General features: G+C 42.0%; 12 protein-coding genes and 1 tRNA gene. 7 read left to right on the forward strand and 6 right to left on the reverse strand.

Translation table 11 applies throughout. The features are described from left to right. Window positions 1–340: 340 nt before the first annotated feature. A complete protein-coding gene (gene grpE, locus JMX75_RS01325) occupies window positions 341–955 on the forward strand; it encodes a nucleotide exchange factor GrpE (protein WP_133104039.1) in 615 nt (204 codons plus the stop codon). A 294-nt stretch (window positions 956–1,249) separates the two neighbouring features. Then, window positions 1,250–3,193, forward strand: a complete 1,944-nt coding sequence (dnaK, locus tag JMX75_RS01330) for a molecular chaperone DnaK (RefSeq protein WP_011514754.1) — start codon at window positions 1,250–1,252, stop codon at window positions 3,191–3,193. 85 nt (window positions 3,194–3,278) lie between these two features. On the opposite strand, the gene JMX75_RS01335 is transcribed toward dnaK, so the two are convergent. Together JMX75_RS01335 and JMX75_RS01340 are read right to left on the reverse strand one after the other, a co-directional pair. Beyond that, window positions 3,279–4,112 carry a methyltransferase domain-containing protein gene (locus JMX75_RS01335; protein ID WP_201530645.1) on the reverse strand — a complete coding sequence of 278 codons (834 nt, stop codon included), beginning with the start codon at window positions 4,110–4,112 and terminating at the stop codon, window positions 3,279–3,281. Between the two features lie 66 nt (window positions 4,113–4,178). Then, window positions 4,179–5,411, reverse strand: a complete 1,233-nt coding sequence (locus JMX75_RS01340; RefSeq protein WP_201530646.1) for an 8-amino-7-oxononanoate synthase — start codon at window positions 5,409–5,411, stop codon at window positions 4,179–4,181. Window positions 5,412–5,731: 320 nt separating this feature from the next. Between JMX75_RS01340 and JMX75_RS01345 the strand changes: the two genes are divergently transcribed. The 4 genes from JMX75_RS01345 (at window position 5,732) to JMX75_RS01360 (ending at window position 9,455) form a co-directional block, all read left to right on the forward strand. Beyond that, window positions 5,732–6,262, forward strand: a complete 531-nt coding sequence (locus tag JMX75_RS01345) for a porin family protein (RefSeq protein ID WP_201530647.1) — start codon at window positions 5,732–5,734, stop codon at window positions 6,260–6,262. 277 nt (window positions 6,263–6,539) lie between these two features. Further along, on the forward strand, window positions 6,540–7,037 hold the full coding sequence (locus JMX75_RS01350; RefSeq protein ID WP_201530648.1) for an NfeD family protein: 498 nt from the start codon (window positions 6,540–6,542) through the stop codon (window positions 7,035–7,037). A gap of 15 nt (window positions 7,038–7,052) precedes the next feature. Continuing rightward, window positions 7,053–7,913: an SPFH domain-containing protein gene (locus JMX75_RS01355; protein ID WP_011514749.1), complete on the forward strand. Its 861-nt coding sequence runs from the start codon at window positions 7,053–7,055 to the stop codon at window positions 7,911–7,913. A gap of 156 nt (window positions 7,914–8,069) precedes the next feature. Further along, window positions 8,070–9,455: an esterase-like activity of phytase family protein gene (locus tag JMX75_RS01360; protein WP_201530649.1), complete on the forward strand. Its 1,386-nt coding sequence runs from the start codon at window positions 8,070–8,072 to the stop codon at window positions 9,453–9,455. Between the two features lie 97 nt (window positions 9,456–9,552). Here the strand turns inward: JMX75_RS01360 and hemN are convergent, their stop codons facing one another. Beyond that, a complete protein-coding gene (gene hemN / locus JMX75_RS01365; protein WP_413786611.1) occupies window positions 9,553–11,016 on the reverse strand; it encodes an oxygen-independent coproporphyrinogen III oxidase in 1,464 nt (487 codons plus the stop codon). A gap of 402 nt (window positions 11,017–11,418) precedes the next feature. Between hemN and JMX75_RS01370 the strand changes: the two genes are divergently transcribed. Beyond that, window positions 11,419–12,969: a YifB family Mg chelatase-like AAA ATPase gene (locus JMX75_RS01370; protein ID WP_201530651.1), complete on the forward strand. Its 1,551-nt coding sequence runs from the start codon at window positions 11,419–11,421 to the stop codon at window positions 12,967–12,969. A gap of 170 nt (window positions 12,970–13,139) precedes the next feature. Here JMX75_RS01370 and JMX75_RS01375 read toward each other — a convergent pair whose 3' ends face one another. From JMX75_RS01375 to JMX75_RS01385, 3 genes are all read right to left on the reverse strand, one after another. Next, the gene (locus JMX75_RS01375) at window positions 13,140–13,817 is read right to left on the reverse strand and encodes a phosphoglycolate phosphatase (RefSeq protein WP_201530652.1); all 678 of its coding nucleotides are present in this window, start codon (window positions 13,815–13,817) and stop codon (window positions 13,140–13,142) included. 96 nt (window positions 13,818–13,913) lie between these two features. Continuing rightward, window positions 13,914–14,414, reverse strand: a complete 501-nt coding sequence (locus JMX75_RS01380) for a DUF4385 domain-containing protein (protein WP_201530653.1) — start codon at window positions 14,412–14,414, stop codon at window positions 13,914–13,916. A 179-nt stretch (window positions 14,415–14,593) separates the two neighbouring features. Continuing rightward, window positions 14,594–14,669, reverse strand: a tRNA-Phe gene (locus JMX75_RS01385). Between the last annotated feature and the right edge of the window lie 120 nt (window positions 14,670–14,789).

Below are 14,789 nucleotides of genomic sequence, written 5' to 3' on the forward strand. Positions count from 1 at the left end.
AGATCAGCAATGTGTATGCAAAATTGATAGATATCCGGCTGTTTTTTCTTTATTTGCATAGTGTTTTTTATTGGTGAGAAAAATTCCTTTCATTGGGCTTGAAATTTGCCTTCACAACCTTTATCAAGCAGCTATTGAAAGGTGATTACATATAGTTATATAAAGAACCAGTAATAAAGGTTAAGTAGGCAGTATAAGCCTATGAATTATGAGTAAATGCATTAGTAATAACCACAGAGTGGCGAGCGCTGCGTCAATTTTTTGTGTACTACATTGCATCATTATTACGACACTATTGAATTATGACGCTATTAAATTATGACACTATCAAGGAGTTATCATGAGCGAGCAAAATAACAACCACGAATCGATCGATCAAAATGTTTCACATGACAATGTCTCACATGACAACGTGGCACACGATGAGAGCATCTTAGAAGAGACTTTAAAAGAATTTGACCCACAAAATAATGCTGGTGAAGAAAGTGTCATCGAAAATGATATTGATCTTGATACTTTTAAAGCCCGTATCGCTGAGCTAGAAGGCGAAGTTAAACAAGCTAAGGAAAGTACCGCTCGTGCCAATGCCGAAACTTACAATGCGCAAAAGCGTATGGAGCAAGAGGCAGATAAGAGCAAACGTTTTGCACTACAGAAATTTGCCAAAGAGCTTTTGGAAGTGGTGGATAACTTGGAGCGTGCGATTGAAAACGTCAATGCAGACGATCCTGTTACTGAAGGCGTGAGACTGACACATAAAGCATTGCTAGATGTGCTGAACAAAAATGGCGTCGAAGTGGTCGAGCCACAAGGCGAAAAATTCAACGCTGATTTTCATGAAGCGGTCGGTATCGACGCTGATGCGCCAGCCGATACTGTTGGTACAGTCTTGCAAAAAGGCTATAGTTTAAATGGACGTTTATTACGTCCGGCGATGGTACGTGTCGGTCAGTAGTAAGTAGGACAGGCGCTAAAGCGGTAGTATGCTAAGCATATAACGTCGCCAATGTAGTCCTAGATGCTTATAGAGTATATAGGCAAAAGATATTCAGTCTTTAACTGTGCTAAACCTTATTATTAGTGAGGGTTTTCACAAAAAATCACACAAAAGGCATTATTTGCATGGCTATCGACTTGAAAAAATACATAAGCAAACCGATATAAAGCAACAAGTGACCGACTACGATCTAGTGATCGACGGTCTGATGAAATAAAATTTTATTTAAAAATAAATTAGGAGCAATTCATTATGGGTAAAGTCATTGGTATTGATTTAGGTACAACCAACTCATGTGTCGCAGTAATGGAAGGTGATAAAGTTAAAATCATCGAAAATGCTGAAGGTACTCGTACCACCCCATCGATTGTCGCTTATAAAGATGACGAGATCCTTGTTGGTCAGTCAGCCAAGCGTCAAGCGGTTACCAACCCAAACAACACGCTTTTTGCTATCAAGCGTTTGATTGGTCGTCGTTTTGATGACAAAGTCGTGCAAAAAGACATTGGTATGGTGCCTTACAAAATCGCCAAAGCCGATAACGGTGATGCATGGGTTGAAATCAACGGCAAAAAACTAGCACCACCACAGGTTTCTGCGGAAATCTTGAAAAAAATGAAAAAAACAGCCGAAGATTATCTTGGTGAAGCGGTTACTGAAGCAGTCGTTACTGTACCTGCTTACTTTAATGATTCACAGCGCCAAGCAACTAAAGATGCCGGTAAAATCGCCGGTCTTGATGTAAAACGTATCATCAACGAACCAACTGCTGCTGCTCTTGCTTATGGCATGGACAAAAAGCAAGGCGATAGCACTGTTGCAGTTTATGACTTAGGTGGTGGTACCTTTGACGTATCAATCATCGAAATCGCTGATGTTGATGGTGAGCAGCAGTTTGAAGTATTAGCGACCAATGGTGACACTTTCCTTGGTGGTGAAGATTTTGACTCAGCATTGATTGACTTCTTAGTCGCTGAATTCAAAAAAGACCAAGACGTCAACCTAAAAGGTGACTCTCTTGCGATGCAGCGTCTCAAAGAAGCGGCAGAAAAAGCAAAAATTGAGCTATCAAGTGCCCAAAGTACTGAAGTAAACTTGCCGTATATCACTGCTGATAGCAGTGGTCCTAAGCATTTGGTTGTTACTATCAGTCGCTCAAAACTTGAGAGCTTAACTGAAGAATTGGTACAACGTACCATGGGTCCTTGTAAGATTGCCCTTGAAGATGCAGGTATAAAAATCGGCGATATTGATGATGTCATCTTGGTTGGTGGTCAGACTCGTATGCCATTGGTACAGCAAAAAGTACAAGAATTCTTCGGTCAAGAGCCACGTAAAGACGTGAACCCTGATGAAGCAGTAGCAGCCGGTGCAGCTATTCAAGGTGCGGTATTGTCTGGTGAAAAAACCGACGTATTGCTACTTGATGTGACACCATTGACGCTAGGTATCGAAACCATGGGTGGCATCTTGACGCCAATCATTGAGAAAAACACCATGATTCCGACTAAGAAATCACAGGTATTCTCAACGGCTGAAGACAACCAGCCAGCGGTTAGCATTCAGGTTTATCAAGGCGAGCGTAAAATTGCGAACCAAAATAAACAGCTTGGTCGTTTTGACTTAACTGATATTCCACCAGCACCACGTGGTTTGCCACAAATCGAAGTAAGCTTTGACATCAACGCTGACGGTATCATGAATATCTCAGCGACGGATAAAGGTACTGGTAAAGCACAAAGTATCCAAATCAAAGCGGATTCTGGTTTATCGGACGAAGAAGTTGAACAAATGATTCGTGATGCTGAAGCCAATGCTGCTGAAGACGAGAAATTCGCCAATCTTGCGCAAGTGCGTAACGAAGCGGACGGTCGTATCCATGCGGTACAAAAAGCGCTAAAAGATGCGGCTGATAAAGTATCTGACGATGAAAAATCATCAGTAGAAGCGGCTATCTCTGAGCTTGAAGCAGCAGCGAAAGAAGATGACCATGAAGAGATCAAAGCCAAGCTTGAAGCATTAGACAATGCCTTCTTACCAGTTAGCCAGAAGATTTATGCTGATGCAGGCGCTAGCGCCGAAGGTATGGATCCAAACCAGTTCCAACAAGGTGCGGATAATGCTGGCGAGAGCAACCAAGCAGACGACGATGTGGTCGATGCTGAGTTCACTGAAGTAGAAGATGACAAAAAATAATTATACTGCTAATAAGTAGTTAAATAAAAAACGCATCCTTCAGGGTGCGTTTTTTTATTTCATTAATAAGATTGCAATTCACATGTCACGCTTTAAAAGCGCTTATCATCAGCACATCATAAGTCAAATTCACATGAAGTTGACCATCTTTATTTAATTCAGAAAACTGTTGCCAGTAATCTTGCTCAAATTGTTTTAGACGGGACTTGGTCCATGTAAATGGCTGACCACTGCTTGACTGCGCTTGATTGGTCGATACCCCTGTTAGCTTCATATGTTTAAGAACAGCGTAGGGATTGGCAAAAGGTACATCAAAGCGCTGAGTTAATAGTTTGATATTCTCAAAACCTACGACTTCTAATGCTGATTGCCACTCACTGATAGCTGGATAATGCAGCCCTTGACCCGTTAGTTGCTTAATTTGCAAAAAGTTATCTGGCGTAAAAGTATTAAAGACTAATTGCCCTCCTGCTCGCAAACGCTGGGTAGAGTGTTTTACAAAACTCAATGGGTTATCAAACCACTGTACCGCATTTGCACTGACTATTAGGCTGTGCTCTATCAAACTAGGGTTTATTGAGTTAGAGCCTTTGGATAATTCAATGGTTTCAGCATCGCCAATTATTATATTAGCTGTCGGTACTATCGATTGCAATATCGCTGCCCTTTCAGAACACAGCTCATTGATAAACCAGTGCTGACTTTGAACGTTCTCTGACAACAAACGTGTCATTTGACCTGTGCCTGCACCGATTTCAAATACGCTATCTTGCTTAGTACGAGCGATAAGGGCAAGGAGATGCTGACAGATTTGCGCTTGAATATGGGCATGCTGGTCATAATCGCTAGCAGTGGCAAAATGACGCGCGATGGTTTGTTTTCTTGTGCTGAGGATGTCAGGTGTAGCAGGAGGTTTCATGTTGTTTGTTGCATCCAAATAATTCGCTTAACGCTAAAAGAAAGTAGTTACTAAAAAATAATCGCATTATAAATGCGCTATCAGCCGCTGACAGTCCTCATGGCTAAGCGCTGCATTCATCACTAAGCGAATACGAGCAGTATTGGCAGGAACAGTAGGCGGTCTGACAGGTAAGGCATAAAATCCTGCTGCTTGTAGCTGCTTTGCTTTTTCGACAGTGAGCGCATTATCGCCTAGTATATAAGGCACGATAGGGGAGGCATAGCCTGCATCTTGATGAATTAACGACACGCGATATCGTTCGGGAATAGCGTCACTAAGCGTGGCGGATAACTGTGCCAAATGAAGGCGCTGCTCCGTTAAGCTTGGCATTTTTGCTAAAATAAAACGTGTCCATGCGTGATTAATGGGTGGTAATGCGGTGCTAAAAATGAGGGGGCGCATCTGATTAATTAGCCAGTGTTTGACGACATCATCACACATGATATAAGCGCCAATAGAGGCAAAAGCTTTACCAAAAGTCCCCACCAGATAATCAATATCAGCCAGTGTTTGGGTTTCTTCTGCCAATCCTAAACCTGAATCACCTAAGATACCGATAGCATGGGCTTCATCGATATACAGCTCAATACGAGCATCTTTTGCTTTTAGTTGTACCAATTGCGCCAAGTCAGCGCGGTCACCATCCATACTAAAAATACTCTCGGTGACAATGATAATGCGCTCAACACTTGAATCTGCTTGCTCAATAAATTTGGCTAAATGCTCATAGTCGTTGTGACGGTAACGATGATAGCTGACTAGCTTACTTTGGCTGAGGCGTATGCCATCGATAATACTAGCATGCACCAGTTTATCTGCCAAAATGAGCGTTTTGATTGGCAATGTCGTCAGTGCAGGCAAAATACCTATATTGGCATGGTAGCCGCTGTTGAATACCAGTACCGATTTTGATGAGGATGGGTTTTTCTTGTCTACAGCGTTTTGATACCATTCTTGTAGTTCAGACTCCAATGCTTGCAGATGTTCATCGTTACCTGTCAAGAGCCTAGAGGAGGTGGCACTCATCCTAGGTATGCTATCGACTGGAAATTGATTGAGTTGATTAAGGAAATCGCTCTGGAGTTGCTTATTACTGCCCAAGCCAAGATAATCGTTGCTAGCGATATTGAGTAATCGATTGCCTTCGCTAATCACATATCGCTCATGGTGTTGTAAGTTAGGTATCTGACGGTATTGATTCGCTGCTTTTAGCGCGTTGAGCGACTCTTGCAGACGATTGATAATAAGAGCAGTCATTGAGGTCCCTTTTTTTATTTAATCGCTTTTATTTAATCGTTTTTACTTATTAAAATGAGGTTCTGAGTAAATCGTCTCAAGAATAAGTAGGGATTATTGCACAAACTGAGTGGTTGTAACAAAAGATTTCATATATCGGCCTTTGTAACTTGAACATTGATAAACGCTTGCAAAACTTAACTTTCTTACCATTAAACACTGACAGAGTTTCTGACATGGTTTGTTACTATGTATACATCGTTAGCAAACAAGGCGATATGACTAAAAAGTTCACATGAATAAATAACTTGTTTGTCCACAGTGATTTTAAGGAGATACACATGAAAACTCTACAGAAAACTCTAATTGCATTAGCAGCCGGTTCATTATTAAGCATGGGTGCACAAGCTGCCGTTTCTTATGGCAACGGCTACACTGGTCAACCATACGTTGGTGCTAAAGTCGGTCAATTTGATTTAGACGTTGATGGCGCTGATGATCCAACCGCATATGGCGTATATGCAGGCTACAATTTCGATCCTAACTTTGGTATGGAAGCTGAATTTGTAGGCTCAGATGACGCAGATTACAGAGGCGGTGACATCGACGCAAAAACTTACGGCGCTTATGGTACCTACCGTTATGCTTTCCCAAATACTGGTCTATATGCTAAAGGTAAGTTAGGTGTTGCAAGAACTGAAATAGAAGCGACTGGTACTGCGTTTAATAACTTCTCTGACAGCGATACTAGTTTAGCTGGTGGTGTTGGTCTTGGCTACTCAGTAAACCCTAACTTCAGTGTTGAAGCTGAATATGACAAGCTAGGTAGTGACGCAGATCTTATGACTGTCGGTGCACAGCTAAAGTTCTAATTTCTTGATACTTAATCTCTTTATATTAAAGTATTAATTTATATTAAAGTATTAATAAGAACGCCCAAAATAAAAAACGATCGCTTCGGCGGTCGTTTTTTTTTGCTTTTTTTAAGCACAATATAGATAGTCTTAGTTTAAGGCAAATATGGATGCGCTTTAATACTAAGAAAGTTAATAGGATTAAGACATTGTTTTTATAGCGCTTTTAAAACGTCCTTGGAGGATGAAATGTGCTACATTGAAAGCTAGGATAACAAAGATAGGGAATAAAGCAATGATGGAGATTCTTTGGATGATTGAACCTTGGCATTGGCTGGTATTAGGCTTTTCGCTGCTGATTGTCGAGATGTTTGTGCCAACCTTTGCCAGTCTTTGGTTTGGTGCTGCTGCTATCATAGTGGCTGCGCTTGCATGGCTTCTGCCTGTTTCGGTATCCGTACAAATCATTATCTGGTTACTCCTCTCCGCTATCTTTTTGCTGGCATGGTTTAAGTTTATCAAACCTTTAGCGGTTGATCGTACTAAAGCAGGACTTGGCGGCAGTGTGATCGTTGGTGAAACAGGCATGATTATTGTGCAGCCACAGCCAGATAGAGCTGGTATGGTGCGTTTTAATGTGCCTATTGTGGGTGCCGCTGAATGGATGTGCCGTACTCGAGGCGAGCAAGTGGCAGTCGGTGATCGAGTAGTGGTAACAGATATCGTTGGTAATGAGCTGATTGTGAGTAGCATGACATCGAAGGCAGCTGTGAACCAAAATATGCGCGTATAATAATAAGGATAAATTATGGAAAGCTTTAGCATTGTTATGGTGGTTTTGGTTGCACTGGTAGTCTTTACCGTGTTTAAAGGTGTGCGAATCGTACCACAAGGGTATAAATGGGTGGTACAGCGCTTAGGGAAATATAGCCAAACGTTAGAGCCAGGTCTAAACCTTATTATCCCTTATGTCGATGATGTTTCTTACAAAGTAACGACCAAAGACATCGTCCTTGATATTCCGTCACAAGAAGTGATTACCCGCGATAACGTCGTGATTATCGCTAATGCTGTTGCTTACATTAATATTATTCGCCCTGATAAAGCGGTCTATGGCATCGAAGATTATGAGTATGGTATCCGTAATCTAGTACAAACGTCTTTACGTTCAATCATCGGTGAGATGGATCTTGATAGTGCCTTATCTAGCCGTGATGAAATAAAAATGAAGCTAAAGCATGCCATCTCAGAAGATATTGCAGATTGGGGTATCACGTTAAAGACAGTAGAGATTCAAGATATTAATCCGTCGCAGACCATGCAGGCATCAATGGAAGAGCAGGCAGCGGCAGAGCGTCTACGCCGAGCGACAGTGACCCGTGCTGATGGTCAAAAGCAAGCGGCTATCTTAGAAGCAGATGGGCGTTTAGAGGCCTCACGCCGTGACGCTGAGGCGCAGGTGGTACTGGCGAAAGGCTCAGAGGAGTCTATCCGTCTAATCACTGCGGCAATGGGTACGGAAGAGATGCCGATTGTCTACTTACTTGGCGAGCAGTATATTAAAGCGATTCGTCAGCTGGCTGAGTCTGATAACTCAAAAATGGTGGTATTACCCGCTGACATTCTAAGTACCGTAAAAGGCATGGTCGGTGATAAGCTTAAGGTTTAAGCAGCTGTGCTTTGACCACATGCTATAAGCACCACGTATAAAAATAGCCAGTGAGTATGCTAAGCACTGGTTATTTTTTTGCCTTTAACTTATCTATCATTTTTTATGAAATACCGTATTTTGAATACTAGAAATATTGAGATAAGGAAAATGCTAATGACTGAGCAGAAGCTAAATATAGAAATAATCTCAATTGTGGATTTTCCGCAAGGCAGTCCATTACCTTATAGCGTGCTTGACGCAACGCATACTAATGCTGCCTATCCTGAGAAAAATCTAGAGATACGCGGTGGCGGTTATGGTTCAGATGCGGCGGCACATCCAAGCAATGCCAATCAATTCTATGTACTTACCGATCGAGGTCCCAATGCGGACTTCGATGGTATTGTAGGTAAAGGCAAGCAGTTTTTAGTGCCCAATTATACGCCGTCTATTGGACTGTTTGAGTTGCAAGCGGATGGCAAAATCATCAAGGTAAAAGAGATATTGCTTAAAGATAGCAATGGCAATCCTATCTCTGGACTACCGAATCCAAGAGCCTTTGGCGGTACCAATGAAGTACCTTATGATATTAATGGTCAACCGATGACGGTGAATCCAGATTTACCGTTTGATGAAGTGACCAACCCTATTAAAAGTGATATCAATGGCTTAGATCCCGAAGGACTTGCCGCGCTCAAAGATGGCAGTTTTTGGATCAGCGATGAATATGGTCCACATCTCGTCCACTATGACGCGGATGGGGTGGAAATTGCCCGTATCAATCCTTTTGCGCATGACGAACGTAATAATGTGATTATTAACGGTAAGCAGGTGTTATTACCGGCAGAGTTTACCAAGCGCCGCGCCAATCGTGGTATGGAAGCATTAACCATTATGCCAGATCAGACTACGCTTGTAGGTATCATGGAGTCCTCTATGGACAATCCTGACAAATCGGGTCGTGGCTCTAGTTTGGTTCGTATCGTCACTATTAACTTAGTTTCAGGGAAAATAGAGCAATATTTATATCGTCTTGACGCAGCAGAGCATGTAGCGTCAGGGATAGTCGCTATCAATGAACATGAATTTTATCTCATTGAACATGACCGCAAGTTTCCATTACAAGATAAATCGGCAAAAAAACTCATTTATAAAGTCGATATCTCTCAGGCAACAGATATCGAAACCATTATCAGTGCTGATAATCCACATATCATCCAACAAGATCATACTTTCGGTTTGACTATTGACGGTCAAACGCTCGAGAAATTGATAGCAGAAAACGAAGCAAGCTGGCAACTACTCGAAAAGCTAGCTATCAAGCCTGTTAAAAAAACTTTGGTCGTCGATGTGCTTGCTACTCTAGATTATCCGCATGATAAGCTTGAAGGATTATGGTTACGGCAAGACGGCTCGTTAGGTTTGCTCAATGATGATGATTTTGCGCTGACAGATACCGAGATAATCAATGCAACAAGTACCGTTGAGCAAAAATACCTAGATAAAGATAAAACCATAGAGGATGCCAATCGACTGTATCTTGTGATGCCTACTGCATAAAGACGGTCTCTAATAATAAGACATTACATTTATCACTAACCAAAAAAAGACCTCAATCGAGGTCTTTTTTATTATTTATATTTTAGAGGCTAATGATTTAAATAACTTTTGAGAAGCGGTTTTTATGTTTTTTATCCAGATATTCATCGAATACCATGGCTACATTACGACCCAATAAACGACCTCTTGGTAATACGCGAATGCCAGCAGCATCCATATCAATCAAGCGGTCTTCTTGCATTTCACCAAGCTGTTGAATCTCATGAATAAAATAGGTAATAGCATCGATGCCAAATTTCTGATTGATGTCTCTAAAGTCCATATAATCGTGACACAGTAAATTCATAATCACGTATTCGCGTAAGCGATCTTTGATAGAGGTTTTAATCACGTTAACCGCTGGCATGATGGTAGGGTTATTACGTGCCGCATCGATATTGTCTTTATATACTTGCAAATCAGTATGGTTTTGTAGGATATAACTGCTGTTGGCATCGGCAATTTGACTGATTGAAGACACGCCAACGCCCAATAAATCACAATCGCCCATGATGGTATAACCCTGAAAGTTACGATGCAACCTGCCTTCACGCTGGGCGATGGCCAGCTCATCATCAGGTTTGGCAAAATGGTCAATGCCAATATATTGATAATCGGCTTCAGTTAAGGTATTGATGGTATTACCGAGCATCGTGAGCTTATCAGATGGAGTAGGTAAATCGTCCTCTTTGATTTGACGCTGCGCCTTAAAGCGTTCAGGCAAATGAGCATAATTAAATACCGACAAGCGATCTGGCGACATCTCGATAATACGGCGCACGGTTTTATCAAAGGTTTCAGGCGTTTGATGTGGTAAGCCATAAATTAAATCGACATTGATAGAATGAAAGCCTAATTCGCGCGCCTCATTTAATACATTTTCAATAAGCTCTGCTGAATGTACACGATTAACGGCAATTTGTACGGTCTCGTCTAAATCCTGTACGCCTAAGCTGACGCGGTTAAAACCTAAATTACGCAATACTTTTAAGGTCTCGCTACTGAGCTCGCGCGGGTCAATTTCGATAGAGTAATCACCTTGATCTTCTGGTAAAAACTCAAACTGGGTCTGCAAAAACTCCCACAGTTGTATCAACTCATTGTCTTGTAAAAAGGTTGGCGTACCACCACCGAAATGTAGCTGTTTAATCAGTGGTTTTTTACCGTCTTCTGGTGGCGTTAATAAGCTACGTTTATGTTTAATTTCAGCAATTAGATACTCTAAATAATCGCCTGCATCGCTATTCTTTTTGGTGACAGTTTTATTGCAAGCACAGTAATAGCAAAGATGGCGACAAAACGGGATATGGAAATAAAGTGATAGCGGTGCATGAGCTTCGCGCGCTTGCAGGATTTTTGTCTCAAGCCCTTCTGGTATCGATGAAAACTCTAAAGCAGTTGGGTAAGAGGTATAGCGTGGTCCCGAACGATTATACTTATTAATGATATCTTGATCGAATGCTGGCAGCTGTTTGCTGGTGATGCTGCCACGAGTACTGGCATAGGGATTGTCCGGCTGCATAACAGGACGCACTGTAGTGGGCTGCTCACTCGCGTTGATGGCGTGTTCAGGTGTGCTATTGATAGCAAGTTGTTCTGACATGCGAGATTCCTCGTTTGACTGTATCGACCGCTATTTTGCATAAGAAAATTATGGCTTTGCTAATAGCTGTATTTCTTACGAAGGCTAATAAAAAGCGATTGAAATAAGTAATGACTAGTATAACAAATCACAGCTTATAGTGGCATGGACAGCGAGGTTAGTTATACAGCGACGTTAATCATATAGCTATAAAGTTGTATAGTTAGGTGATGAAGAATCTCGCTGACAATATTTTTTAAGTAAATTATTAATAAATACGCAACATTTGCGCACTGATTAATAATCCTCTATGATCGATAAATCTCTCTATAGGAAAGGCTTATGTCGTTTGCTCAAGTCTATACCCGCTCGGTAGTCGGGCTGCACGCACCTGAGGTCATCATTGAAGTACATTTGTCGCAAGGACTGCCAGCATTGACCATTGTTGGTTTGCCTGAAGCGGCGGTACGTGAGAGCAAGGATAGAGTGCGCTCAGCGATACTCAATTCTGGATTTCAGTTTCCTAATAGACGTTTGACGATTAATTTAGCACCCGCCGATTTACCAAAGGATGGTGCTCGTCTTGATTTACCTATTGCTATCGGTATTTTGGCAGCCAGTGATCAGTTAGATCCAACGGTATTGTCAGGGTTTGAGTTTATTGGGGAGTTGGCGCTCAATGGTGAGCTGCGGCAAATAAGCGGTAGTTTGGCGGTTGCACGAGCAATGAAAGCTGAAGTATTGGCGACGCAACTGTTAAAAGGTAATGAGAAGATGATGTCGTCAACACGGCAACTCATTGTCCCAACCATCAATGGGGCAGAGGCTAGCCGTGTGGAAGGAATAACCGTATTGGCAGCGTCAAATTTAAAGGCTGTATGTAATCATTTGCAATCATTTACCGATAGCAGTTTTTTGGATGAACGCTTAATCGAAGTAGAACCGAATCAAATCCAGCAGCATATAGGCTATCAAGTAGATTTGGCAGACGTAAAAGGACAGCATCATGCACGGCGTGCCTTAGAGATTGCAGCGGCAGGTGGTCATTCATTGTTACTTACAGGACCACCGGGTTCAGGCAAAACCTTGATGGCGTCACGCCTGCCAACTATTTTGCCGGATTTGAGTGCAGAAGATGCGTTAGAAGTTGCCAGTACGTATTCGGTTGCTGATAGTGATTATGATTATGGCACACGACCTTTTAGACAAGTTCATCACACCATATCAGCAGTGGCATTGGTCGGTGGCGGTTCACGTCCCAAACCGGGTGAGATTACCCTTGCCAATAAGGGCGTATTATTCCTTGATGAGTTGCCTGAATTTGACCGCACAGTATTAGAAGTACTGCGCCAACCACTAGAGGCAAAACAAATCACTATTAGCCGTGCCAACTCACAGATGACCTTTCCAGCAAATTTTCAACTGGTGGCAGCGATGAACCCGTGCCCGTGTGGCTATGATGGTGATGGCTCAGGGCGTTGTCGTTGCAGAGCTGAGCAGATTAAGCGCTATCAAGATAAGCTATCAGGTCCGCTACTTGATCGTATTGATTTGCATATCACCGTACCAGCATTACCGATTGCGGATCTGCAAAATGCTCAGGCGGGAGAAACCTCCGAGCAAGTACGTACTCGAGTATCGGCAGCACATAATCGCCAATTAATACGACAGAACAAGGTCAATAATGAGCTGAGTCCTAGTGAAATTGATAAATATATTCAGCTAGGGGCGGGCGAGCAGCAGCTATTACAGCTCGCTCAGCAGCGCCTTAATTTATCTGCTCGTGGTTACCATCGGGTACTACGCGTTGCACGAACGATTGCTGATTTGGCGGACAGCGCGGATATCACGAGCGCCCATGTATCTGAAGCGCTCAGTTATCGTAGTAAATGATAGTTTTAAGATTTAATTATAGTAGATACACTTTTAAAAGAATACAGTGCTACTGGGATTAATTATTCGCAGCCTCTGTCTGCGTAGACACAGTAAGCAAGAAAAATTGATACCAGTAGTACCTTATAATTTTTGTACTTCTTTTATTTAAGACTGACTATATTTGCAGGCTAACTCTTTAATAAATAGTCCACCAAAGCGCTAAAATCATCAAAGGCTTCGGTAGGGTTGAGCTCACGAATATCTTGCCCATAGTTATAACCATAAGACAATGCTAGCGTGTCCATATTGGCATTTTGTCCCGCTAAGATATCATTTCTTGAATCACCAATCATGACCGCTTGTTCTGGATTAACATTCAACGTCTCACAGACATGTAGCAGTGGCGCGGGGTCTGGTTTTTTACTAGACAAGCTATCACCGCCAAGCACTTCGCTAAAGATGTCTTGCCAGCCAAAGGATTGCAGTATTTTTGGTACAAAACGAATCGGCTTATTGGTGACCAATGCCAGTTTATATCCTGCTGCTTGTAGCTTTCTGAGCCCACTATCAACATCGGGATAAGCGACAGTTTTGCTGCCACTGATATTTTTATAAGCATCAAAAAACACTTGCTCAGCATGGTCGATGCTTTCTTTAGTTAATTCACCCTCTAACACCTCTATCTTACCAACCAAGGCGCGCTCAACAAGCATTCTTGAGCCATTACCGACCCAGTTACGAATGCTATTGAGAGGATAGGGCGTTTTGCCAAGGGTAGTCAGCATCGCATTGGTCGCATCCGCTAAATCTGGCACGCTATCAATAAGGGTACCATCAAAATCAAAAATTAAAAGTTGCTTATCCATTATTTCTACCCGTTAAAAGTTCTGCATTTTTTATTCATACTTGTTTGGTGGTGATTACCATAGCATAAGAAAACAGTAAGCCTTAATTTTGCTATCCTATTCAATATCTTTATAGCGCTCTCGGTGTTCAGCTTTCATCGCTAAATAATCTTTATTTTCACGGCATAAATCCCATTTTTCTTTAAAAATACGTGCCGACTCTGCTTTGATAGGGTCTTCGGTTTGCCGAGGCAGCTCTTCACGTCCATGAGCACCGCTTTGACCTTTTTTATCATCAGGGACTGCCCCTTTATACTTTTTACCGCCTTTATGATTGGCATAGCGGCGGGCACGGGTAAAACCCATTTGAATAAATTTGCGTGCCATATCAGCGCCTACAAAGTCATTGGCTGCTAGATAATCTAAAAACATCTGATAAATAGTATCGCTACTCTCAAGCGCAATCTCAGGGGTGGCAAAGCGCCAATGCGGTAGGATTTCAGACTTATAAGGTTCTACCAATAATACGCCTTGTTCACCGCGACCGACACGGTATAGCTCAGGCTGCGCGCGCAAATCTAAATTTTTATAATCCAAGTCATAATCAAATTCTCTCATTATCTTACCTATCGGCTATCCATAGATGCCTTAGTATAAAGAGACTACACGATTTAAATGTAGCATAGATATGTTATAGATAAGTGAAAGTGAGCATTAACAGAAGTGAGTCATGATTGCAGGCATAAAAAAAGCCTCAAACAGTGATGTTTGAGGCTTTTTAGAATACTTTAAACGAATGGTGGCTCGAGGCAGGTTCGAACTGCCGACACACGGATTTTCAATCCGTTGCTCTACCGACTGAGCTATCGAGCCGTCTTCGTTGAGGCGCTATTAAACTAAATATAGCGCTTACTGTCAAGAGGTTTTTGCATTATATGTAATAAAAGGGCAAAAATAATGAACGATTCATCGAAATAAGCCTATTTAGGCTAA

The sequence above is a fragment of the Psychrobacter sp. LFX-11D genome, from assembly GCF_904846475.1.
GTDB lineage: Bacteria > Pseudomonadota > Gammaproteobacteria > Pseudomonadales > Moraxellaceae > Psychrobacter > Psychrobacter cryohalolentis.

Excerpts from the sequence above, each read along its gene's own strand:
- grpE (WP_133104039.1), top strand. The coding sequence starts at position 341 with ATGAGCGAGCAAAATAACAACCACGAATCGATCGATCAAAATGTTTCA.
- dnaK (WP_011514754.1), top strand. The coding sequence starts at position 1,250 with ATGGGTAAAGTCATTGGTATTGATTTAGGTACAACCAACTCATGTGTC.
- JMX75_RS01335 (WP_201530645.1), bottom strand. The coding sequence starts at position 4,112 with ATGAAACCTCCTGCTACACCTGACATCCTCAGCACAAGAAAACAAACC.
- JMX75_RS01340 (WP_201530646.1), bottom strand. The coding sequence starts at position 5,411 with ATGACTGCTCTTATTATCAATCGTCTGCAAGAGTCGCTCAACGCGCTA.
- JMX75_RS01345 (WP_201530647.1), top strand. The coding sequence starts at position 5,732 with ATGAAAACTCTACAGAAAACTCTAATTGCATTAGCAGCCGGTTCATTA.
- JMX75_RS01350 (WP_201530648.1), top strand. The coding sequence starts at position 6,540 with ATGATGGAGATTCTTTGGATGATTGAACCTTGGCATTGGCTGGTATTA.
- JMX75_RS01355 (WP_011514749.1), top strand. The coding sequence starts at position 7,053 with ATGGAAAGCTTTAGCATTGTTATGGTGGTTTTGGTTGCACTGGTAGTC.
- JMX75_RS01360 (WP_201530649.1), top strand. The coding sequence starts at position 8,070 with ATGACTGAGCAGAAGCTAAATATAGAAATAATCTCAATTGTGGATTTT.
- hemN (WP_413786611.1), bottom strand. The coding sequence starts at position 11,016 with ATGCAGCCGGACAATCCCTATGCCAGTACTCGTGGCAGCATCACCAGC.
- JMX75_RS01370 (WP_201530651.1), top strand. The coding sequence starts at position 11,419 with ATGTCGTTTGCTCAAGTCTATACCCGCTCGGTAGTCGGGCTGCACGCA.
- JMX75_RS01375 (WP_201530652.1), bottom strand. The coding sequence starts at position 13,817 with ATGGATAAGCAACTTTTAATTTTTGATTTTGATGGTACCCTTATTGAT.
- JMX75_RS01380 (WP_201530653.1), bottom strand. The coding sequence starts at position 14,414 with ATGAGAGAATTTGATTATGACTTGGATTATAAAAATTTAGATTTGCGC.